We start from the raw sequence: 22081 nt of genomic DNA, 5'->3' as shown, positions 1-22081 counted from the left end.
AATGCGTATCACCGAATGACGTTGTGTGCGTATACCTGCGCATAAAACGTCGTTAGGGTTATGTCTTCTCATGCCTAACCTAGTGCTTTTATATGCGTAAGTGACTTATGTCTTATGATGCTTATCCACCTATGTCTTTTTATGCGTCTAAAAGGATATACAACGCAAGTAGATACCTATGAAGGCTATACTAACGGTAAGTCAATAGCATGAGCTTTAGCCAAGCCAAAGGATAGTTCATGGGGCAGAGGGGTTTTCAAGTGCTCCAAGAGAACAAGCTGGCTAGCAGCGCAACAAAAGTTTACAATTCTCTGGTTTAATTTCATGGTTCAGTCGGCGCGGAAACCCAAACAATGGAAGCCTCCTGAAAAGGAGATCACTTCAGTTCTTTTTGTTCATTCGTTGCTGGATGACTATGGTCTGAATGTCTATGAGTTTAGGGTTTTAGCCCATGTTGCTCGTAGAGAAGGGAAAAGCAAACAGGGCAATGGTAAGGGATGTTTTGCCAGACAAAGAAACATTGCTGACATTTGTTGTATGAGCCATAGAAAAGCTCAGGAGGTGCTTAGAATTCTCTGCGCTGCTGGTTTATTGGAAAAGGAATCCCGGCGGGGAGGCACCAATACGTACAAAATTGCCTCTCCTGACAAATGGAGAGATCCCTCAGAGCTACCCAGCATTCGGCAGAAAGACAAAGGTGACTCTTCAGAAAGCTCAGAATTGAAGTGGGACGACGACTGGTAGTCCTAAACAGGTAAGGATGAGCATACGTCCTAGTACGCAAGGCTTTTAGAGCTTAGAGACAACCTTACAGGCTTGAAGCATCCTGACTTTTTTTATGCTTTTGCAGCTACCAGCTAAGAGATTAACGAAGTAATCGACACTAGGGCTCCTGTCTTGGGCAGATACTTAACGCTTTTTACACGGCAGCGAATCAATGGACTCCATGCTATTAAGGATTTCTAAGCATCCTTACTCGTTTAGGACTACCGACGACTTTTGAATTTAAGTCGGTATAGAAACGATTAACGACTGTCCTCTATAGCTAGCTGTGGCTTTTGCTTTGACTGTTTTTAAGTCTTCTCTGCTGCTACCTTATCTCGTCGTTACAACGCCAGCCGACCAGCCTTCAAAAATTCAGTAGGCGCATATTGGTTTAGAGCTCGCATGCCCTGTACAGTTTTCTTGGACTCCTCCACGTTCTCCTTGGCAGTTTCCAGCCTGTGACCCAGTGAAAGAGCGGTTACCAGTTGACTCTCAGCCTCTTGTTTAAGCGCTGGTGCGATCATCGCCTTGACCGCCAGATTGTTCAATGAATGGCTGAATTCTACGGTTATAAGCCTCTGCACCTTCATCTGGGGCTCAAGCTCTCCGCCTCGTCAATTACCCCGTAGAGTCGCTTGACCTGGTGTCTAGCATTGCGACCACTTTTTGTCCATTGCTGATGCTGTTGGTGAATGTATGACAACCGCTCTTACAAGAAGACTACAAGGATTGATTAGCAACGAAGAATCGGACCTTCTCAGCGTCTGTCACTTTTTTGTCGTTCTACTCGTAGCACATTCGCCAACAGCATCCGTTGCTATAACTAAGCCTCATACAGTGACTCGTTTGCGCTTAGGGGGTGGATCGTTAGCAGGCTCAGGCTCCGTTTGTGCCTCAGCTTGTGTGGCGCTTTTGCTTGGTAGGGGTAGGTTGTTTTCAGCCAGCCACATTTTGAGGCATTCTACCGTGCGCTTTTCAATCAGGCCACGTCGCTCTAACTTGGTGCCTAATTTGTCCAGCACCGCAGAGCAACTGGAATGTTCAGGCTGAATGGCTAGATACTCCACAATCATCAACCCGTTTTCATCGACTTCTGGCTGTGCTTCTGGGGCCTGGTTGAGCGCCTGGGCTGCACCATCGTCTAGCAAGGTAGTAACCTTTACCGTTTCTTCTTGGGGGATGGGTGCAAGCCAGCGGTTAGTGAGTTCTACAGGCAACTCTTTGTCTGTGCGGCGGTCAACGATGTCGCCAAAGTTGGGTACTGGGTACCACTGACGATCACGCTTCCGGTAACCAGCACTGAACCCCAGCTTGAACACGGGATGGTCAGCCGCGATCGCCGGGGCCGCAAAAGCAGCGCTACTACCATCGGCAAAGGCAAGGTTAGCAGGAGAAGCCAGCGTGAACACATTGAACGAGTCCGCGTCACCTTTGCTGAACCCTCGACCCCCGACCGTGTTGGCTGGCAGGATCACCCAAGCATAGTAGCCATTGGCCTGCATCATGCTGGCACTAAGCATCACCTTATCGATCAGCCAACGATCGAAGCCCTGGTTGTCGCCTTGAAACAACACCGGATCAACCTCGCACAGCTTGACACTAGCGACGAGTCCCAACAGGCGCGTAAACTCATCAATCCCTAAGACGGTTGGGTTTTCGCGGTCACGTGGCAGCGCTGTGAACTCCACAATGAACTGGTAGATGCTCCGCACTGCTGCCACCTTGTTGCCGGCATCCAAGTCGGGGTTGTGAAACTGATCAACGGTCTGCCAGTACCACCACTCACCAGGGAACTGCTTCGGGGTGATAAACCAAAAGCGGATCGACTTGATGGCTGGATGCTTACCGCTAGCAACCAACTTTTGGGTGGCTCGGATGGCTGCGGCAATTAACACCCCTTTACCAGTCCGCACCGGGGCAGAAAGGAACAAGCTTGAAGGGTCAGCCGCGATCGCCTCAATCAGACTCACGGGGGCAATCTCACTGCTGTCTGCTGTCTGCGCTACGGTCGCCGCATCATCATCCAGCAGGTTTGCTTCTTCTACCGTTTGAGCGGTCACATGAATCGTCTTGACTGCCGCCGCTTGCTGTTGGCGTTTGTCGTAGGCTTCAAGCTCCGTCTTCAGGTCGGGTGGCGTGGTGTTGATGCCGCAATGCTCCAGGTAATCGAGCGCTGACCCGCTGAGATACTGACCATCTTCCAACGCCTCTTGAAGCTGCTCAAGCACTGTCTGCTTACCGACCAGGCTAGTGAGCTTCAGCAGTTGGCGATCGTTCAGCAGGGGTGCAAAGTTGCCTGATTCCTTCATGTAGGCAGCAGCAGAGCCGGATGTTACAGCGCGTTTGACGGCAATGAGTACCAACGGAGCCGCAACCATTGCCGCCGCTGGCAAACCCAGCGGAACAACCAGCAGACCCAAGACGGCAACGCCACCGAGCAAGAATTTGGTATTGCTTTGAGTGACCGCGCTTTGAGCTGCTTGCTCTAAAGTCTGAATCTGCGCGAGGGCAGCGTCATCGACGTGAATGAGTTTTGTGGGATGCATAAGCGTTTCCTTATTGAGCAGTCGCTGCTGCCTGACGAGCGTTGACCCATTGCAGGGCAATGATGAACAGAATTAAAACGACTTCAAACGCGAACAACATGACCAGCAATTTGGCGAGGTTGCCTGTATCAAGGCCTGACCACAGCCCAGCGCTCAGAGCAAACAAGAAGGTGTTGAGGGAAGCAGCCGGGGGGTAAAGCGACAGACCAACAACCAGATCAAAGGCATAAGCGCCGAGCGAGAGCAGCGCACCCCAACGGATGAAGAAGTAAGGAATCTTGCGCGCCTTCCGTGCGATCGAACGGGCAGCGGGATCAGCCTGACCGCTCATCAGAAAGCGTCCCGATTGCGACTGTTGCACTGCGCCTTGCAGCGCTTGTTTGTCGAGGCTGATGAGTAACCAGAGACATTGCAGCGCTTGCACCAAGGCCCAGACCAGCACACCAACTACGGTCACGATCGCGGCTGACCAGGCGGTGACAAGCCAGCCGATCAAAGGGAGGGCGGTGAGCCAGTTAGGAGTGCCGACACCGAGCGTCGTGACCAAGGCGACATAAGGGGCGATGTTCAGCCAACTCACATAGCCCATGGCTGCCATGAGCCCTGAGACAATTACCCAACTAGTGAGGCGCATGACCCAGCTTTCCTCGTAGACTTCGCGCCCTCTGTCGGCTGTATGGCGGAAGCGATCACGCCAGCGCTGTTTCCCGGTCTGTCCGTCTGTCGTGGTTGTCATTGGTTCTACCTCGTAGGAGTCGTGCATGAATTTGGTGTGCTTAAAGTTGATAGAAGTCATAGTGCTGCTGAGTCGCTCGCTGTCATTTCAGCACTCCAGCCCGCCGTGCCCTGACCCGTTGCATGGCCTTAGCCACCAACTCACGATCGGCGGTGGACGCAAGCGACAGCACGACCGGAAACCCTTGGGCGTTGTTTTCCAGTACCGCAGTGTTGCCGTAAGCATCGCAGACCGTTGAGCCGGCTGGCAGCACTGCCGAGAGTGGTAAGTTCTTGGGCGACAGGTTTCTGACCTTGCTGGCGACGTTGCCATCAATCACCGGGGAGCCGACAGACAATGCTTTGTACTGTCCGATCACGTCAAAGCTGAGCACCATCTCGCAGCCCTTCTGGTAGCGATCCATGGCGATCGGCTCTAGTCCCTTCTGTTTCTCCTGTAGAAGCTGCTGCGCCTGCACTTGCTCTTGATTGGCAGCCACAATCGACCGTAGCTCTGACTGTTTAGCCAGCGAGTCTTTCATCCCGCCAGCGTTCAGCAGGGCGATGCCCACGCCGAGGGCGATCGCGCCTGCTTCCATAGGGTTCCGTTGCAGCCAGCGTTGCATGGTCATTGGTTGAGTTCTCCTAAGTTTTCTGCCTGTCTGCCTGTCTGCCTGCCTGCCTGTCTGCCTGTCTGCTTCAAGCAAAAGAGGGCCTTTGAGGGTCAGAGCCTGCCGTTTTGACACTTCTTAGGCAGGCAGGCAGGTGGGTTGAGGTGTTTTGCTGGGTTGGCATAAGTGGATGGAGGCGCGCAAGAGCGCCCAGGCAAGCACCATGAGCCCGATCAAGAGCAGCAGGCGCGTCAAGCGTCTGCTGGAGGCTTTCCCAGGGTTTGCAGCGTGTTGAGAGAGTGCTGTAAGTGCTGCGTTTCCTGACTTTGGGCTGTAGCCAGCATGGCGGTTCGTTCGCGGTAGAGACGTGCTTCCAGCTTGAATTCGGTGGCTTTCTCGGCGATCGCAGCTTTCGCTTGCTGGGTCTGTTGCAACTTCTGCTCCCGCACTCGAATGTCGCGCTGCATTTCCTCGGTCAACGCGTCGGCAGTTTGCAGGAACTGAGCCGCAATGGCCAACGGATCGTCAAACGCCACCACTTCGCTCTGTCGCAGCGATTCCAGGCTGTACGTCTGTCGTAGCTCCGGTTGCGTGAGGACGATCGTGTGATTCCCAACCTCAACGTTGACGACTGCTGGTTCTGCTTCGGGTAACTGTTCTGGTGCTGTCGGTGTTGGGTATTGCAACGCCACGGCTTGCAAATAACGATCGCCATACCCTTCCTCGTTTGCCGCCTTGAACTCTTGAAAGACTTGCAACCCAAACTCAGTAAAGGCAAACACTGGACTGCCTGCTTTTGTGGTGCGTACTTCGACTCTGAGCGCTTCGGGGCAGTGTTGGTAAGCCGTCTCCAACTTCTCCCACCAGCGCTTACGTAGCGTTGATTCGTTGACTTCAAGTAACTCAGACAGTTCGGTAAAGGTGTAGGTTCGGGGCACGTCCGATAGTTGTACAAGCTTGCGCCAATGAGTGTCCTGAGCCGTGTCAGAACAGTCCGTCGTTTTTTGCCCAAACGATTCCTGTACAGGTTCTAAACCTGCACCAGCTAAGGGTTCCATAAGTTGTCCTCTGACGAATATTAGAGTCCATGAACAGTGCCGATGCTGCCGCCAATCAGTCCGGTTCCTGTTCTGGGAATTATACTAGCACAGTGGTAGTAGAGTGCTACTACTCAAAGACTATAAATGTCGAAGGGTGTAACCTTATGAATGTTGAAACGACTGAAGGAATGGGGTCTGTGGCCACAAACAAGGCAAAAGTCTTTGCCTATATTGACCCAGAGTTAAAAGAAGGCCTCGAACAGTTAGCAGAACGCCGTAATCGTTCTGTGAGCAACTTAGTTGAGACATTGATCCAACAAGAGATCGAGAAGGCGAAGGAAGCAGGAGAGTTGAATGGCAAGGCAAATAAGTAGCTTTGCCAAGACTCTTACCTGCGGTTCAGAGTACGATCGTGGTTAAGTCTTTCCAGTTCTGCCTATGACTCCGCAGCAGCTCTTAGACAACGAAGCAATCGTCGCCCCCAACATTGATCATCTGGTGCTTGAGGACGACACCCCTGTGGACAATTTGCAATCGGCGCAACAACAACGGCTACTGGTCGAGCCGCTTTACAGTGCAAAAGCCTTGCCTGCTCCTTTCTTTGCTGACGCTAACGTAGGACTGTTCTACAAGCTCAAGGGTGATCCAGTGGTCCCCGATGTCATGTTGAGTTTGGGTATACAGCGTCCTGACGACTTCTCACAAAAACAGCACCGTTCTTACCTAACCTGGGAAATGGGGAAGCTGCCAGACGTTTGCCTGGAAATTGTCTCGAACCAAGAAGGCGACGAGCTGACGTTGAGCCGCAAGTCACAGCAGAAAGGTAAGACAACCGCAAAGAGAGACCTCTATGCCCAAATCCACATACCCTACTACGTGGTGTTTGACCCACTGCGACAAATACAGGGTCAACAGGAAATGGCTGGGGCACTACTCCGGGTCTGGAGCTTCTCGGCAGAGGGCTACACCGAACTGACACCACTTCAGGGCCTTAACGAGGTTGGACAATCAGTTTGGTTAACAGCCATTGGGCTTGGCTTGACTTTGTGGGAAGGTCAGTTTGAGGACGGCGTTACCCGACTCTGGCTCCGCTGGTGTGACCAGGTGGGGCAGGTGATTCCGACTGGCGCAGAAGGTCAGACAGTGGCTCAACAACGAGCGGATCGGTTAGCCGAGCGACTGCGGGAACTGGGCGTAAACCCAGACACAATCTAGGAGTCAGACCAGGCGGTGTTCTGTCTTTCCACCTGAGCCTTAAACCGTAACTGGGCTTCCTTCACTAAGATCGGATCACCTGAATCTAACCACATTTGTCTTTGGGCAGCCGTCTTTTCCTGTTGCCGTTCTCGCCGCCGTTGCCGCTCTGCCTGAGCCTGAGTGATCGCTACTGGCGCATGCGTTACAACACCTGTCACAGGACTTGAACACACGGCACGACTGCTCTGAGATGGTGAGAGAGCTTGATTGCTGTCTCCAGATGCCGCTATGACAGTCTGCTCCGTGGTCAAGGCATGAGAGCGGTCGGTGCTTAAAGACTTGAACTTAATATCTGAATCGCGAGGTTCTATGGCTAAGAAAACTACTTGTGAAACTTGACCTTTGGAAAAACCCCCAGACCCCCGAACTTCTTTTTGCCTTTCTGCTTGCCCTGAGGGGGCAGCAGGATGCGGCACAAGCTTATTAGGGTGTACTGGGTGTACGCTCCCTGCTGGTAAAGGTTCTAGCGTTTGCAGCAAAGTGGACTCTGAAGGTGCTGTCTCTGGCTCGATCAGGGTTAGTACAGTGCTTTCGATAGACCCTGCCGGGTGCCACAACGCTTTGTGCTTGTTGAGGGTTTGTTTACTGCAGCGGGCGATGCCAATGATCGCGTCTGCTCTAGCGGTTACACCAGTGGGAAAGTTGTTGCTTGCTTGTAACGTGGCGATCGCGTCTTTGATGCGTTGTTCTGCGTCTAGTGCTTGCCACTGGTTGAAGGACACAATGTTGTTAGCTGGTTCCAACTCAGCTTGTGGTGCCAATTGAACGACCCGCTTACTGGGGTCATAGGGATAATACTTGGGGGCTGCCTCGATGCTGCGTGCCCAATACCCGGCAAGCTGATGGATCTCGTGCCGGTGCTGACACCACTCCTCATAGCCGGGTAGCGCTACTGCGATTTCAACGATCGCCTCGACGAGTGCTGGTCCTGTTAAGGGTGTACCACCACGTTGGATGTGACCAAAGATATATTCACGCATGGCAATCCGACCGAGCAGCCGATTCGTTTGACCAGCCCTCGTCCAGCCGAGTTCGATTTCAGTGTGCAAATCGTTGAGAAGCTTCTGACCGCCGCCTTTGACAATTTTGTATTGCTGGCGTTGCGTCTGTTTGAGCACACGCTTAATGGTCTTGTGGTCGAGGTCATTGCGTCGCTCTGCCCAGTGCCACTGTTGGACGAACGCTGCTTGGTCGCTGTAGATCGGTTCCCACTGCTCATTGAGCAAGTAGGAACCAGTTTGTAAGGGCACTCTGTGTCCGTTGTATAAACTCGGTGTGCCGACCGTATAGGGTCTGGGGTTGGGAAAGCTTTCAAGCTGCCCTGGCGTGAGCTTGAACCCAGCCTGCACTAGTAACGTGCTGACGACTTGCGCGATTGCCCATGACTTCTGCTCTGGCTCAAAGGGAAAGTATAGATGGATACCGCCGCTGTCACTGCTCGTGACTGCAACGTAAGCGACCAGTCCGATCACTTCCAGTGCTGCCAGCATTCGTTGAATCGCAAACGGGTCATGGCGGGGATGGTAGGCACTATGGCGATCGATATCCAGCGCCAAATATCGAGTGAGTGGACCGAAGCGGACACCATACAGAGAAGCGCCTTGCTGTAAGGGGCGATCGCCCAGTGGGTATCTGCTCTCAGTCTTCCAGTCAGGGCGATCGCCTGGATTAGGGTGTTCTGCCCGTAGATAGTCATAGCGGTGGGGGAAGAGCGCGAGGAAAGCGTCCGCTTCCGTAACGGACTGAAACCGTTGTGGCGAGGGAAATTCTGTTGGTGTTGTTACTGTCACTCTGACTCCTTTGGAGTCCGAGCACACACCTGCCCTTTTTTACCGATTACAGCCGGATTAACATGGGTTAAGATGATGGAGCGCCCAAAGTATTTGGGAATCAGCTCCTGGTTGGCTGGTCGGTAAAAAGTCGGGCATTAGGGATTTTCGTTCTTGGCGGTTCGAGGTTTCCCCGGTGATGCTCGGCTTTTGCCGTTTTAAGTATTTAGTTTTTAGACTTGAGAGTGATCATACCCTCAATTCAGCCTGATGGAGCAAAAGCTGCAAGCTTTGTGGGGCTTACCTTTCAGGTTTTACAAGTAAAAGAAATTAATTTCTTGAACGTGATCCGATAGCGCTTTAAGTCATCCAATCAGCTTAAGGAAAATATTACTGGATCATTGGTTGAGGACCAGCAGACTGGACCAGCGGGGGCATTTACGAAAAAACCTACGGTTTTGACTTGTCAAGAAACTTGCGGCTGCCCACTTAACTTGATTTTGCTTTCTGGATGAGTTTTTTGCGCCTATCAAGGTTCAATTGCGGCTGAAAGTTCGTCACCAAGAAAACGAACGTTCTTCTAGCAGTTGCCTTTACGGGCGGTGAAAGCTTTGTGGCATAACATCGCCAACCAGAACCGTAGTGATTATTTCGTGTGTTCTGAGACAATCGCTGAAACTGCTTCTTGAGCAGCGCGTCTTTTTTGGTTCGCCTTGCGTTTATCATATTTCCGCCGGAGCATTGCCTCGCTGTGACCCATGGCATACGCAAGACTGGAAATTTGTTGTGAGGTGTAACCTTGATCAAGAAACCAAGTGGCGTAAATATCACGCAGTAAGTGTGGGGTAAGTCGCTGTCCCGTGAGCCGATGTGCTGCCTTCCCAATAACTTGCGAGAAACCGACTGTGTCATATGCTGTTCCCTCTTGGGGCTGGACAAAAACGCCTTGTGGCATCGCTACTTGTTGTTTACCGGCTTTGCCTACCAGCACTGGCTGGGGATTAAAGGTCATGCGCAGGCTGTAGAGCTTCCAGTTAGCCCCCGGTGGTGCGTTCAGCTCTCCAGCACTGCGCCAGTTACCCTGCTGGTCCCGGTAATAGCCGTATAAGAAAGCTTCTAGGTAGTCGTAGAAGTATTTTCCGTCTGGAAAGGGGACATTGGGGATTTCTAAAGATTGTTTCTTGTAAGTCTTGGCAGTTTTGTAGCTAAATTCGGTATGGTCCAGTAGCCATACACCGTCTGCTTTATGTAGATAGGGATAATATTTCTCCGTCCTGTTGTAGCGCGCTTTCTGTGGCGGCAGTGGATGAATGCACTGCCCTACGGCAGCACCTTGTGGCTTATCTGTGAGCAAGCAGCTTGATGTCAGCTTGGCTCTTCGCCATTCCTCTTGCCTCCGTGGTGGCTCGTAGGTGAGCACACCCCACACGGCATAGCGTTGAAAGCTAGCGGCAATACTACTAAGCGGGCGTTGGTTGCCGCTCATCACTCTAAATTCACACTCTTGACGTAGAGGGGTAACGATTTTCTTCAAGACATCCGGTAGATCCAACCACTTGAGAGTGAGGTCTACCACTCCATCATGAGCAGCTTCTTTCTGCCTGAGCGCGGCACGATGTTTTTGAATCACTCCCATACCTGGAACGTTAGAGTAAGTTGTATCCTTAGCCTCGCGATGGTATTGACACCGTAGAGACTTCTCAATCGCTTTAAGATAGTGTTGTGGCGTGTGTGGGCTCTGGCTCTCTCTCTCGTGCTCAAGAAAATCCTGGAAGCTAACCAGTTCCTGATCGAGGTCGGCTTCTATCTTTTTGATAGCCTTTTTTGCAGCCTTAATAACGCTGGAGTCATCCTCATCTTCATCTGGTAGCTGGACATGTGGCATTAAGACATCAAAAGCTAGTTGCTCAAGGGGAACGCCTGTAATGTAATGTCGCCAACCTAGGAACAGACGCAGATGTTTTATATGTAGCCGACCAGTTGATGGTGATACAGGGTTATCCTGCCGGTGAGCAAAGCGTTCTTTGGTCAAAAACTCATACAGGTTTTCAGCGTTTGCATCTAAGGCAAGTCTCTGCTCAATTTCTTCTACCCATTGCTTCTCCTCTTCAGTAGCGAGTGGATCGGCTCGAATTTTTGTGGCAAGTTCAACTTCCTTCGGCTTTACTGCAATCAAGCCATAAGGAAGTTTGTGGTCTCTGACTGTTAACCTTTTTTGTGTATGTGCGCCACGCCCTAGATTGATCTGAGGGCAGCGATGGGTTCTTTGTTGTCTACCTTTGCGAGGTAGTAGCCCTTCTTCCTCAACCCACTTCAGAAATGCTGCTATCCTGGAGCGATTGGACTGACGTTGCGTCTCATTGGACTGCAAAGCATCAAACCCCTTGTCTAGATCCACTAGGGCCCGACCCAGTTGCTCTAAGCAAATGCTTTGTAAGGCCTGTTCAACTTGCTCTGTTTCGGCTTTGGTCGGCTTTCTTCCGGCTGGCGGTGGGTAGCCCATGCCGGTGAGCAAGTAGCGAGTCACTGCACTCTTTGTCTGATTAAAGCAATTGGCAGCGGGCTGAGGCGAGCGTGTCGCGTCAAGGTGCGTTTTGTATTGCAGTAGTGCTTCTTTGAGGGTTATTGATGTCATCTTATTTAAAACGATTGGACTGACGTTGCGTCTCATTTGGCTGCAAAGCATCAAGCCCCTGCTTCAGAGCGAGGGCTGGACTCAGTTGCTTTAAGGGAATGCTTTGTAAGGCCTACTCAACCTGCTCTTCTTCGGCTTTGGTCGGCTTTCTTTTTGTTGACGGTGGAGCGTCTATGCTAGTGAGCAGGTAGCGAGCAAGCGCCCGTTTTGTCTGATTGAGATAATTGGCAGCAGCTTGAGGCGAGCGTGTCGCGTCAAGGTACGCTTTGTATTGCAACAGTGCTTCTTCGAGGCTTTTAGATTCCATCTTATAAGTGGCTCCAGGTATAGCAGATTAGGTATTGCGTAGCTAAAGGACTGTCAGTGATAGAGAAGCTGGAAACACCAACACAGATACTTATAAAAAATTTCGCCTTCTAGCAGGTCATCGGAGCGGTAGTCTGTCTCAAAAAGATGGCGCCGAGAAACGACTGAACAATCGATGAATAAAGGCTTAAAGCTCCCTATTGCAGAGACTTTTTTATAAATAAAAGAATTGTCACTTTGCGCTCTTATAAATAGGAATACTAGCTAGACTGCTTCTAAAAAAGGCATTTCGGCTTTTCTTCCACACATATAAGTCAATGTTCGACCACACGGCGAGCCTAGTGTGTGGTTAGATAAAATGGCTCGTTTATGTCTAGAAATGGCTAATGTCACTTATTTGTCCTAATCGTGATTGCGGAAACAAAGAATTAGCCAGAATCATTAAGCACGGCAAAGACCGACACGGGCGACTACGTTATAAATGCAGCGAGTGTGGCAAAACCTTCTTTGAACTTGTTAAGCCCCCTCGGAAGCAAGCTAAGAAGGGGCTTAAAGGGGAGCGTGGGCGTCCAGAACTTTATGATGAAGTCAAAGGCAAAATGACTCTGTCTTTGACTCGGACAGCGATTAAAGGGTTAGATGATCTGGCTATTCAACATGACCTTTCACGCTCTGAGCTGGTCGAGCGTATTGGTAGAGGACTGATTCCGATCGCAAAGCCAAAGCATCACCAACAGTGAGCACTCATAGTCTTAGCTGTAGTAAAAATTGCTTCTTAAAAGGAGACAAATTCATACGCATTCCCTTTGCAACGAGTTGGTGATTCAAAGTAGACGGATGCCAGCGCCCGTCTGCTCTAGTAGAAGAACCACGATGGTGGCAGGGCTGTCGCTCTGCCCAACGCACCTGATGGTTCATTTTTCTAGTAGGGTTTCTAGCGCTGCTGTCAGACGAAAACGGCAGCTTGAAACGACTGCAGCTGGGGCTAGCGCAGTGGCTTGAAAGTAAGCAGTAGGAAAGTTCTACGCTCCAACCTGCAGTCTCGTCTGCCGGGTTGACTAAGAGCGATCGCACCGGGCTTGAGCTTTGAGGTGCAGTGGAACGAAAAACCGAGTTAAGACACCTTTTACCGAGTCAAAGAGGTTGTAGCCCCTTAACATCGGCAGTTTTGGTTTTGGCTAGCGCTGCTAGGAAAGGTCAATGGGGGTATACCCCTTTAGACCAGCGCTCCCAAGCGATTGCCCGCCTCAACCTGAAGTCATGGAAGCCAGCTTGCCATGAGGAGCGATCCGTCTTGAAAGCTTAGAGGGATGAGCTTTCAAAGCTACTTGAACGCGAACATGAGCACACCAGCTTGTCCAATTGTCCTTGGGCTATGCAGATTGTCCTCCTAACCCGGTTTTCCATTCCACTGCACCTCAAATTCCTAAGACAACACTAGACCAAATAAATTGGCAAAAAATTTCAGTACCGTGGCACCAGAAAACTTTACCTAACTTAACCAAGCTCTTGCTTTGGCTCGCTGCCTTCCACGTATGGCATGAGAAAACAGACCTAGTCGGTCTTCTACATACGAGTCATCTGATACCTTTTATCCTTCCTCAACGTACAGTGGTACCGGCTTCTTGCTTTTGTGAAAGGAATCCAATAGTGAAATTCAAAGTCGGGGCTCAATCGCGCCGTTGCAGTGCACGCTTTTGGCATTGTTTCTATGAGTGCTTCTAGCTCAGTCAAACTTTTGAATGCAGCAAAGCTAGTCACAGGATCACTCTTCAGAAAAGCTTCTAGGTGACTGTAGTCTGTTGCTGCCTGAGCATTTTCTAGATTCTCCTCCTCCTTGGCAGCCTTGCGCAAATGCTCGAACAACTTTGCTTTTCCCATAGAAAGTGGTTTTCCCGAAGGGGAAGCGTAGCGATTGGAGCAGAGTTCTTCAAAACAGGCAAGAAGGTCTAAATAGAGCCAGCTTAGCCACACAATCCTGGGTTCTCTAAAGTTGATCCTGAACCATTCCACGTGCTTATAAAGCCCTTCACACAGCACAAACCTTGCCTTTATGTAGAGGGCTTCAGCCTCCGCTACATATTCAGGGGTCTCCTCTTGAGGACGGTACTCAACAAGGTTGTATTGGTAATAGCGCAACCATTGTGCAATGGCTTGATTGATGAAACTACGGTTCTGGCAGAGGGTCCGAATGATAGTTCTGCGCTCTGAGCTTATTGTGTACAAAGGCGTCTCATTGCCGCCGACCAGAGTGTCATGAACAGATGGCTCCATTATCCAAGTTCGATGTATCAAATCTGCTTCGGCAAGGGTCGGTAGAGCTTCAAACATTGTGAAGTAGGGTTCCCAATCTTGACCAACTGGAGCCTCTGCAGCGGTGAGTCCTTGAATTTTTGCTAGCGTGTTCACGACCTCATTCCTCCTCCATAGGGTTAAACCAAGTCACCCCTCACCAAGGCGGCTTGTCTTCAGAACCGCGCTTGAGACCACTCTTATCATGCTGGATGATTGGTCACACTGACTGACGGAGCGTTGACCGCGTCGCCGAGTCAAAGCAGTGTCATCAGTGGTCGCACCGCAAGCGGTTTGGAGGGGTGTACTAGTGGCTTGGCCTAGATTTGGACTTTTTTGACGCAGCAAGCGGTAGTACAGAGGCGATTTTGCCCGTTTTCAATGCCTGCAACCCCGATGCCTTCGTGGCACCGTTGCTCCGGGGTGCAACTAACCAAGGCGATCGCCCGACACCTTTAATGAGACATGTATTGAGACACCCTTTGCCTGGGGTCGCCAAAGGTCTACCGTCTAAGACACGCTTAAGCAGCAAGCGTACTGACGCAGTGATTACAGCCTATACCGTCTTGGCGGTGAGGCAAAGAGCCTCTGTTACAGCCCCCATTACAGCCCCAAATTAAGCCAAAAAAGCTTTTCAGCGTGCGACACGCTGACCTCAAAGTAGCCGATAACCACCAAAGTCGTAATTAGAAAAATTAAGCTGAACCGTTTCATACGCTTTTCCATTTGCCTCTCTGAAAGATCCGTCTCAAACCTGCTTTTGGGGCCAGTGCTACTGTCTTTTGGGTCAGCGGTAGCACTCACCGCACTAGCAAAACCACCGCACTAGGAGCTACTGCAAGCCCTGAAACTTGATGCTGAGTTCTTGGGGATTTTGTCCCTGTAAAGCCGCTTTGTCGAAGAGGCCACTGGCAACAATCGATTGTCCTGGCTTGAGTGTTCGATCAACGTCTAAAGGGATGGTGACGATCGCTGTGTCGGCTCGACTCACTTGCAGCATGACTGTACTGACCTGAATGGGCTTGCCACTGTTGTTCGTAATGGTTGCTTTGACTTTTGAAGACAAAAACTCTTCCTCTGGCACGTCGAGGCTGAGGTTTGAGACCGCAATTTGATTGGGTTCTGTAGGGCCTCTGGTGCAGAGAGCGGTGAGATCAACAATTTGACCGGTTGCCGTGGTTCTGTAGCAAAGAGGGTCTTGAGCGAGCGCGTGAGGAACGGCCAGAAGGCTGATTGTGGTAGCTACAAAAGCGGCTTGAAAGTAAGTTTGTTTCATTTGCTTTGAACGCGGTTGGTCAATCAAGCGGTTATATAGAAAGGACAAGGCTGTTTCTGTTGGGATGCCCTCAGGCAAGGGCAGGAACCGCCTAAGTCATGGAAATTAAGGGTGTTGCTTCAGTTGGTGTTTGAGCAAGAAGCCTCCGCCTCACAGTGCGAGCGCTACCCCTCCCAAAGCAGACGGTGCTGGAACGGCAGCCGCCTTAGCATGGAGAGAAAGGGCACCCGGTCCCACCAGCGTCTTTGTCACGGTCGCACCTAAAGTTAGACGGAGGGGGGCTTGAGTAATCGCTGACAGCTTGGCTCCTAACCTTAAGTTGATGAGAGAACGGAACACACGTTTTACAGGCGATAGGGGTAAGGCTGAAGCTATAGCGTCGGCACGAGGAGCGCCTGAGCCGTAAGACCAATGCCAACCAGAGTCATCAATAAGGCACTCACGGCTGGAAACAAGTTGCTTTGTGGCGCTTGTACAGGGAGCCGCTCAAACCAGTGTTTGGCGTAGACCAACAACACACCAATACCAGTCAGCACGCCAGCCAAACCCAGACTAAACGCCAGCACCAGCGCTAGCCCAAACCCAATGCGCCCGATCGCGATCGCACCCAGCAGCACGACCAGCGCTGAAGGACACGGCAACAGTCCGCCCGAAACGCCTAAGGCTAGAAGGCTGGACCAGGTGATGGGAGAACTATCCGCGCTGGGCAGTAGGTGGGAGTGAGAATGCAAGCCATGATCATGCGAGTGGCTATGGGAAGCGTCGTGCGAGTGGCTATGGGAAGCGTCGTGCGAGTGATGATGGCTGTGCGCCTGATTAGCGTCAGCAACCTGACTGCTGGTCCAGCGTTGCCCAAGCAGCAACTGCCGTAAGCGGGTTATCAACAGCTTCCCGCCAATCACAGTGACTAAGACACCCGAAAGCGCGCTCAACCAGGGAAAGAGTTGCTCGGTCAAAAGGAAGCGGGACGAACCCAACATCACTAAACCGAGTGTAAAAATGCCTGCTGTGTGCGTCAGCGTGACAGTGAGCCCTAGCAGCAGGGCGTGTTGCACCTGACTGCGAGCGCCTACCAGATACGCTCCTACAATTGTCTTCCCATGCCCCGGAGTCAGGGCGTGTAGCCCACCCCACACAAAGGCAACCGCCAGCGCCACCAAGATCGTCGAGAAATTGAGTTCTTCCGACAGAATTAAGTTCGTGAAGGCATCATTGCGTCTGCCGCTTAACGCTTGAGAGAAGGCATTCGCTGGCTTCAGTGGCACTGGCGTGAGCGGTTGAGCGCTCGTCTGCGATGGATTCACCGTAAAGGCAAGCTGACGCTGATTGAAGGGGCTACTCAGTAATTCCGTCGGATAGTCGGTCAGGCGCTGAGTGATACTGTTGGCTGTCACCTCACCTTGAAGCGGCAGATCTGCCGTCACCGTCAGCTCGCGCCAGCCTAAACGCTGCGAGTAAGACTGATCGTCAAACGCCAGTTGTTGATCGGCGCCAGCCAGGGCGACCGCCGCTTGAAATCCACAGGTCAGACGCAACGTTGCTAAGCCACCCACACCGGGCGGAAAGGCTACCGTTGACTGCAGCAGCGCTAACGGTAGAGCATGCTGATTCAAACGCAGGTGCAGGTCGGACTTAAGTTCCTGACATTTAGCCATCGGATAGTCAGCCAGACGAGCGGGTGTGTCGAGTTTAATACGCTCCTGAAACGCCGGAATTTCTGCCATATCCAGGACATAATCAATCGCTACCCCGTCTCGCGCAATTTGCAAGCCAGCATAGTGATTAATCGTGAAATTGCCCAGCGGATGGGCCGCAGCAGCGGGTTCCCAGGCGAGAGAAACCACCACGAGCGCAGCCATCCAGGTCAGGTGATGCAGCAGAGTTTTCATGAGGCTGGTCCCGCTGAGGTGAGAAGGGACAGTGTCGCTGGTTTCAGCACGACAGTATGAGTAAGCTGTGTCAGGGTTTGACGAGCTTCAGCGGCATACTTGTGATGGAAGGTCGGGTTGAGCCGTAGCGCCAGACGCAACTGTGCCTGAGCGTCTGCCGGATCACCGCAGTGCAGCGCAATCATGCCACGGTGAAAATGCAGCAACGCATCCTCAGTGCCATAGCGCGTTGCTTGTTGGGTCGCCTGTTGCGCGGTCTGCCAGTCCCCATTAGCGGCCGCCGCCCACGCCAGCGTATCTTCAGCGTAGATATCGTCTCGCACTGCCACCTCACGCTGGGCAATTTCTAGCGCGTCTGGCAGGTGAATGCCGTGTTCGGTGTAGTAAACGGCTAAGGCACGATCGTAGATGCCTTGCACCTTGCTTAAGCGCGCCACCACTTCGATCAGGGCTTCGGTCTCCTCTACTCCCTGCGGATCGCCCAAAGCTCTTTGAGCATCGGCTTTATAGCCCAGCGTTTCCACCAGCGGCACGCGCTCGATCCCCTGGTTGGCGACTGCCAGAGCCGCCTGCCAGCGATGCTGAGCAGCATACAAGCGTGCCAGCCCCGTTCGGGCTGCAATGTCCTGTGGGAACAGGGCGATCGCTTCCTGGTAACGCCGCTCAGACTCAGTTAAGTCCCCGGCGACAAACGCCAGATCGCCGGAGCGGACGTGGAACCAGGCACGCATTTCTGCCGCATTGGTGTAGAACGAGTCTATTCGCTGCACAGAGGCATCCAGCAGTTGACGCGCCGCATCGAGATGGTGCGTCAATTCTAGATAACGCGCCGCGATCGCGCTATAACCCGAGTGTTCGGCATCGGTTGGTAGGCTTTGAATCAACTGGTGGGCGGCTTCGTAGTCTCCCAACTCCATTTGAATGGATGCCTGGAGTGCCACAGTCTCAGCCGTTGCTTGCGGTGTCTCTGTCACTAGTTGTAGTGCCTCCCGAAACCGATGCTGTGAGAGCAGCGTGGAAGCCAACAGCAAAGCCGCTTCACTACTAGGCTGGATGGCTTGCGCTCGTTGGGCAGCGTGTTCAGCACGCAATAAATCCTCTACGTCTGCCTGTTCCCGGAAGCGCCTGAGGTACTGAGCCGCTAGCAAGCGCAACTGTATAGAGGCATCCGGTGCTTGCTGCACTTGCACTTCATAGTTATGAATAATCAGATTGCGCTGTTCATAATCGGGAAAGACTGCCGCTGCCACGTCTCGTTGGGGCAAGTGAGCCTGCGCCGGCAACTTACTATTTGCCAGCGCAGGGACCGTTCCTAGTAGAGCCAGTAGACCGACTAGCAGACACAAACTGAGCGAGCGTCCAAGCATAAATCTTAAGAGTTGTTTGAGGAGAGAGCCATTGAGTGCCATCTGACAAGAAACAGACCAACACCCAACGGCTCAGGGTTCGCTTCAGACGTTAGCGAGGGTTCCCCAGGTAGGGAAAGGTGGGCAGGAAGTTGGCCTCTTTAGGACCAACGTTGTCGCTGGTCAAGGCTGGAATAGCGCCCTGCGTAATGCCAGTCACCGCGCTGCCAAACACAACCGAGGCCGTCACGTCAATCACGTCATCTTTGGGGCGTCTACCGCCAAAGTTGCCGGCCAACTGCGTACCAAAGTAGGTCCCGTTTTGTTTGGAAAGGTCAGCCTGGATGACATCGGGAATAGCCACCGAAATGACAGCATCGGCAATACCCGCCGGTCGCCCGATCGTCTGCACAAAGGAGCGGATGAATTGAGATTGATTGGCAGCATCACCGGTGGGCGTTTGCAGATTGCTCTCGTTATGGGCTTGGAAGTCCATAAACAATTCATTCAGCGCTGGGACGGCTAACCGTTCAATCTGCGCGTAGTTCCCATTCTTGAGGCGAGGGGTTTTGACACTGGTTGTCATCCAAACCCCAATCTTGCCGGTTCCAAGTAGCTTTCTGGGCAGTTCCACGACGATCGAATGCACGTTAAAGGGCTCAAGTGTATCGACCGCTTGACCGGGGGGACGGAAGGAGACCACTTTCAACGGCGGCGCTGGATTCGGCTGCATCAGGTAGTTGCGATCCGGAATAATTTTGAAAAACTGCTCTAGATCAAAGAAGAAGGGATCTTTGCGGGTGCCAACAAACACCTTCATCTTCCCGGCCGTAAACGCTTGATCAAGGGGACCGACAACACTACTTTCGCCAAGGAATCTCGACTCTGTGCCCACTTTCTTCGGCTTGCCAGGTCCTCGCACCACCACTGACTGCCCGCGTCCTCTGCGTCGACTCTGAAACTGCAACACCAGGTCTTCAACGCCATCACCGGTGTTGTCAATCTTGAACTGGTAAAGAACAGCAGGATCAAACGGACGAACCTCTCCTGCAGTAATCAGTGGATCAAAGTTCATGGAGAGCACCACATTGGCAGGGTCGGTTGCACTCTCAAATACGTAGAGATCCGTTAGGTCGGCAGCCGTCAACTTTGTGGCTAGAAACGTTGTGTCCTGGTGATCAGAAGCCAAAGCAGGTGGGGCAATTTGGCAAAAGACCAGTAACAGGGCGGCAAGGCAGAGCCCAGTCGCTCGCAGCCAGTGAAGCTTTCCGACTTTCTGGGGCAATGGTAGAAGCACTTCTACTTTAGATGTAGAAGCATTTGAGACGGGAGCACTATAACTATTCAACTGAACAAAACTCTCCTCATGACTACTCTGCATAACGGCATTCCTTGAGACGGTTGATCTCTGATGAAAGCAATCATTGTTCGAACCGAAAATGGATTCCTATCCATCATTGGGCGGACATCTTCAAACACGGCTTGAGGCTGGCTGAAGTGACTAGTGGATCTACGTAGAGAAAGCGGCATTGGATTGCAATTGCACAAACATTTGCACTCGAAGCGGGCTGCTGTCATGGTTTAAGGCAATCTCTTTTTGTTGACCGACAAAGCAGAGCCATGAGGAACAACAACACAACTACCCTAAGGCTGAGCGATGGAGTAAGCAGTCGTGCTTTTATCATGCGAGAACACTGCTCGATCGCCATGCTTTTCGACCATGTTGCAGCCTTACCTTAAAAGGGCACCATCTCCTTTCATCACTCTGCTTTTCGGTTCAGGCGCTCCGCTGCATGTTTCTCACTCGCTGGGCTCAGTGCCTCAGCCGTTGCAGACAGCACTAGTGGGTAGTGGTCACTAACAAAACAGAAAAAAGTGAACCCTTGCAGTAAAAGGCAGTCCATGCGATCACTTGCACTCAGGCTTATTTGCTTCGTGGTTAGTTGCAAAACCCGCAACTAACCGACGACAGAAGCGGCAGCCCAGCCTGTGTGTAGGAGCTAATCAAAACGAAGCAATCGGGGTTGCAGACTATAACTGCATGGTGATGAAGTCCAAATAAAGTCCAAAGCTGAAAATCCTCGTGTCACCAGTGCAATGCTGCTTCCTGTCATACTCCATTAGTTGCCGCGCCAGCGAATGCGATTTGAAAAGCCTTTCTTGCACCTTTTGCCCGTATGTCGGCTCAACCTCTTAGAGAGAACCACTACGGCGCTGTAGGGAGCGCACCGCATCCAAATACGATCGAACACTCATGCTCACATGACATACTCGAGTACCGACCTAATGAAAATCGCGATCGAAGAGCACCTGAAGTGTACGGAGTACCCGCGCGTCGGAGCGGTTATAGTCAAAGACGGGAAAGTCCTTTCAACGGGTCATCGCGGCGAAGTTAAAAGAAGGCACGCGGAACGAGTTGCAATTGAGAAGTTAAGGCGAGAAGACCTCATTGATTCGACTCTATACACAACCCTAGAGCCATGCGTTGGTCTGCACAACGACCAAGTCGTCGAATCATGCGCAGAGTTGATCATCTCATCCGGAATCAAGGAAGTCTTTATAGGAGTGCTGGATCCGAACGGCACCATCTATTCGCAGGGATTCAGAAAGCTCTTGGAGAACCACATTAGCGTCAAATTCTTCAGCCGAAAGCTGCGAGCGGCGATTGAAGAGGAAACGTTTGAGTTCGGCAGCGTACATGCGGTCTATGGCAGCGGCAAGCGACGGGTGCCCGTTGTGCACAGCGGAATTGACATCAATGTGCATTTCAGCGAGACCGACACAAGAACCATTCCAATAAAGTGGGCCACCCTGCAACGCGGACACGGCTGCGTAGACCTATCCAGCCTAAATGGCGCTGTAAAGGTGGCTTCTGGCGCAGAAAAATTTAGCGACATCACCGACCCTACCGTCTTCAGGTTTCCCAGCCACTTTGCAAGGATGAAAAAGGGGATGATCGCGGTAGTTCAACCTGCTAACACTGGATTCTGCGTGTTAGTTAAATTGATCGATCTGTTTGAGAGCGACATTCTCTTCCAGTGGGAAGTGCGCAATGATCCGCAATGAAATCCGAGGGCAAAAGGCGTTGGTGCCCTGATGCCTAATTGGGGGTGTAAGCCCAAACCCCAGAAAATTCCGTCAGCTTGCCCGGCGACCGTGAACTTTCCAGTTTTCGATGGTTGGCGGGTTGCAATCTTAGCTGTGTCTATGTTGGTTCTGAGGTGCCGATTGATAAGCAGGGCTAACAGTCAGCTAGCGCTTCCCCCTCTGGACCGACCGCCAACTGGCACAAGCCCTCAAACCCTCACACTGTCGACCTTTCTCTTTTCCACCTCGTTGCCCCGTTGCGGAACCTGCAACTATACAAGCGGATTTTTTGAAGGCTGAGATTACTGCTAGCTGCCGCTTTTGAATTTCTTGCTTAGTGCTTTTCTGATGCTCTGGACTAAAATTGGACTAACCAGCTTAAATGTGACAATTGCAAAGTTGATGCCTTGTGCCAGTTGCGTTAGCGCTGCTAACCCGTTAGCAATTTAGGTTTTCTTATGAGTCAGCAGCCAATGGTAGGATGTCGCATTCCTCCAGCTTGGTATGGGGAAATTATAGCTATCTGCGAGGCGACCGGGCAGACTCCT

General features: G+C 51.9%; 20 protein-coding genes. 6 read left to right on the top strand and 14 right to left on the bottom strand.

Annotated elements, in window-relative coordinates; translation table 11 throughout:
* Positions 1 to 324 precede the first annotated feature (324 nt).
* The gene (locus H6F76_RS18100; protein WP_190510422.1) at positions 325 to 744 is read left to right on the top strand and encodes a helix-turn-helix domain-containing protein; all 420 of its coding nucleotides are present in this window, start codon (positions 325 to 327) and stop codon (positions 742 to 744) included.
* A 362-nt stretch (positions 745 to 1106) separates the two neighbouring features.
* On the opposite strand, the gene H6F76_RS18095 is transcribed toward H6F76_RS18100, so the two are convergent.
* From H6F76_RS18095 to H6F76_RS18075, 5 genes are all read right to left on the bottom strand, one after another.
* A complete protein-coding gene (locus H6F76_RS18095) occupies positions 1107 to 1313 on the bottom strand; it encodes a hypothetical protein (protein ID WP_190510420.1) in 207 nt (68 codons plus the stop codon).
* A 282-nt stretch (positions 1314 to 1595) separates the two neighbouring features.
* Positions 1596 to 3311, bottom strand: a complete 1716-nt coding sequence (locus tag H6F76_RS18090; protein WP_190510418.1) for a hypothetical protein — start codon at positions 3309 to 3311, stop codon at positions 1596 to 1598.
* Positions 3312 to 3321: 10 nt separating this feature from the next.
* Positions 3322 to 4047 (bottom strand): hypothetical protein, encoded by a 726-nt coding sequence (locus H6F76_RS18085; RefSeq protein ID WP_190510416.1) that lies wholly within the window; start codon positions 4045 to 4047, stop codon positions 3322 to 3324.
* 82 nt (positions 4048 to 4129) lie between these two features.
* Positions 4130 to 4657 carry a hypothetical protein gene (locus H6F76_RS18080; RefSeq protein WP_190510414.1) on the bottom strand — a complete coding sequence of 176 codons (528 nt, stop codon included), beginning with the start codon at positions 4655 to 4657 and terminating at the stop codon, positions 4130 to 4132.
* A gap of 230 nt (positions 4658 to 4887) precedes the next feature.
* Complete coding sequence (locus H6F76_RS18075) at positions 4888 to 5694, bottom strand: hypothetical protein (protein ID WP_190510412.1); 807 nt, start codon at positions 5692 to 5694, stop codon at positions 4888 to 4890.
* A 146-nt stretch (positions 5695 to 5840) separates the two neighbouring features.
* Between H6F76_RS18075 and H6F76_RS18070 the strand changes: the two genes are divergently transcribed.
* Both H6F76_RS18070 and H6F76_RS18065 read left to right on the top strand, forming a co-directional pair.
* Positions 5841 to 6050: a ribbon-helix-helix domain-containing protein gene (locus H6F76_RS18070; RefSeq protein WP_199322192.1), complete on the top strand. Its 210-nt coding sequence runs from the start codon at positions 5841 to 5843 to the stop codon at positions 6048 to 6050.
* 64 nt (positions 6051 to 6114) lie between these two features.
* Positions 6115 to 6891, top strand: coding sequence for a Uma2 family endonuclease (locus H6F76_RS18065; RefSeq protein ID WP_190510410.1), 777 nt, complete (start codon positions 6115 to 6117; stop codon positions 6889 to 6891).
* Here the strand turns inward: H6F76_RS18065 and H6F76_RS18060 are convergent.
* The 3 genes from H6F76_RS18060 to H6F76_RS18050 all read right to left on the bottom strand — a co-directional run bounded on the left by H6F76_RS18060 (position 6888) and on the right by H6F76_RS18050 (position 11644).
* Positions 6888 to 8723, bottom strand: a complete 1836-nt coding sequence (locus tag H6F76_RS18060; RefSeq protein ID WP_190510408.1) for a hypothetical protein — start codon at positions 8721 to 8723, stop codon at positions 6888 to 6890. The genes H6F76_RS18065 and H6F76_RS18060 overlap by 4 nt on opposite strands.
* 625 nt (positions 8724 to 9348) lie before the next feature.
* Positions 9349 to 11337: a site-specific integrase gene (locus tag H6F76_RS18055; RefSeq protein WP_190510406.1), complete on the bottom strand. Its 1989-nt coding sequence runs from the start codon at positions 11335 to 11337 to the stop codon at positions 9349 to 9351.
* A gap of 112 nt (positions 11338 to 11449) precedes the next feature.
* Complete coding sequence (locus tag H6F76_RS18050; protein ID WP_190510404.1) at positions 11450 to 11644, bottom strand: hypothetical protein; 195 nt, start codon at positions 11642 to 11644, stop codon at positions 11450 to 11452.
* 385 nt (positions 11645 to 12029) lie between these two features.
* On the opposite strand from H6F76_RS18050, the gene H6F76_RS18045 reads away from it, so the two are divergent.
* Positions 12030 to 12383, top strand: coding sequence for an IS1 family transposase (locus H6F76_RS18045; RefSeq protein ID WP_190510438.1), 354 nt, complete (start codon positions 12030 to 12032; stop codon positions 12381 to 12383).
* A gap of 826 nt (positions 12384 to 13209) precedes the next feature.
* On the opposite strand, the gene H6F76_RS18040 is transcribed toward H6F76_RS18045, so the two are convergent.
* Positions 13210 to 14052: a hypothetical protein gene (locus tag H6F76_RS18040; RefSeq protein WP_190510401.1), complete on the bottom strand. Its 843-nt coding sequence runs from the start codon at positions 14050 to 14052 to the stop codon at positions 13210 to 13212.
* Positions 14053 to 14261: 209 nt separating this feature from the next.
* Here H6F76_RS18040 and H6F76_RS18035 point away from each other — a divergent pair, with 209 nt between their 5' ends.
* Positions 14262 to 14555, top strand: a complete 294-nt coding sequence (locus H6F76_RS18035) for a hypothetical protein (RefSeq protein ID WP_190510399.1) — start codon at positions 14262 to 14264, stop codon at positions 14553 to 14555.
* Positions 14556 to 14767: 212 nt separating this feature from the next.
* Here the strand turns inward: H6F76_RS18035 and H6F76_RS18030 are convergent, their stop codons facing one another.
* The 5 genes from H6F76_RS18030 to H6F76_RS18010 form a co-directional block, all read right to left on the bottom strand.
* Positions 14768 to 15211: a hypothetical protein gene (locus tag H6F76_RS18030; RefSeq protein WP_190510398.1), complete on the bottom strand. Its 444-nt coding sequence runs from the start codon at positions 15209 to 15211 to the stop codon at positions 14768 to 14770.
* 150 nt (positions 15212 to 15361) lie between these two features.
* Positions 15362 to 15550 carry a hypothetical protein gene (locus H6F76_RS18025; protein ID WP_190510396.1) on the bottom strand — a complete coding sequence of 63 codons (189 nt, stop codon included), beginning with the start codon at positions 15548 to 15550 and terminating at the stop codon, positions 15362 to 15364.
* 32 nt (positions 15551 to 15582) lie between these two features.
* A complete protein-coding gene (locus tag H6F76_RS18020; RefSeq protein WP_190510394.1) occupies positions 15583 to 17100 on the bottom strand; it encodes a sulfite exporter TauE/SafE family protein in 1518 nt (505 codons plus the stop codon).
* Positions 17097 to 18467: a tetratricopeptide repeat protein gene (locus H6F76_RS18015; RefSeq protein WP_190510392.1), complete on the bottom strand. Its 1371-nt coding sequence runs from the start codon at positions 18465 to 18467 to the stop codon at positions 17097 to 17099. The genes H6F76_RS18020 and H6F76_RS18015 overlap by 4 nt, the downstream gene beginning before the upstream one ends.
* A 91-nt stretch (positions 18468 to 18558) precedes the next feature.
* Entirely contained in the window at positions 18559 to 19827 is a 1269-nt protein-coding gene (locus H6F76_RS18010; protein WP_190510390.1) for a DUF4331 domain-containing protein, read from the bottom strand.
* 905 nt (positions 19828 to 20732) lie between these two features.
* Here H6F76_RS18010 and H6F76_RS18005 point away from each other — a divergent pair.
* Positions 20733 to 21512: a deaminase gene (locus H6F76_RS18005; RefSeq protein ID WP_199322191.1), complete on the top strand. Its 780-nt coding sequence runs from the start codon at positions 20733 to 20735 to the stop codon at positions 21510 to 21512.
* Positions 21513 to 22081: the final 569 nt, after the last annotated feature.

This window comes from Leptolyngbya sp. FACHB-321, from assembly GCF_014695975.1.
Taxonomy (GTDB): Bacteria; Cyanobacteriota; Cyanobacteriia; order Leptolyngbyales; family Leptolyngbyaceae; genus Stenomitos.
This window is presented reverse-complemented; position numbering and strand designations above follow the sequence as displayed.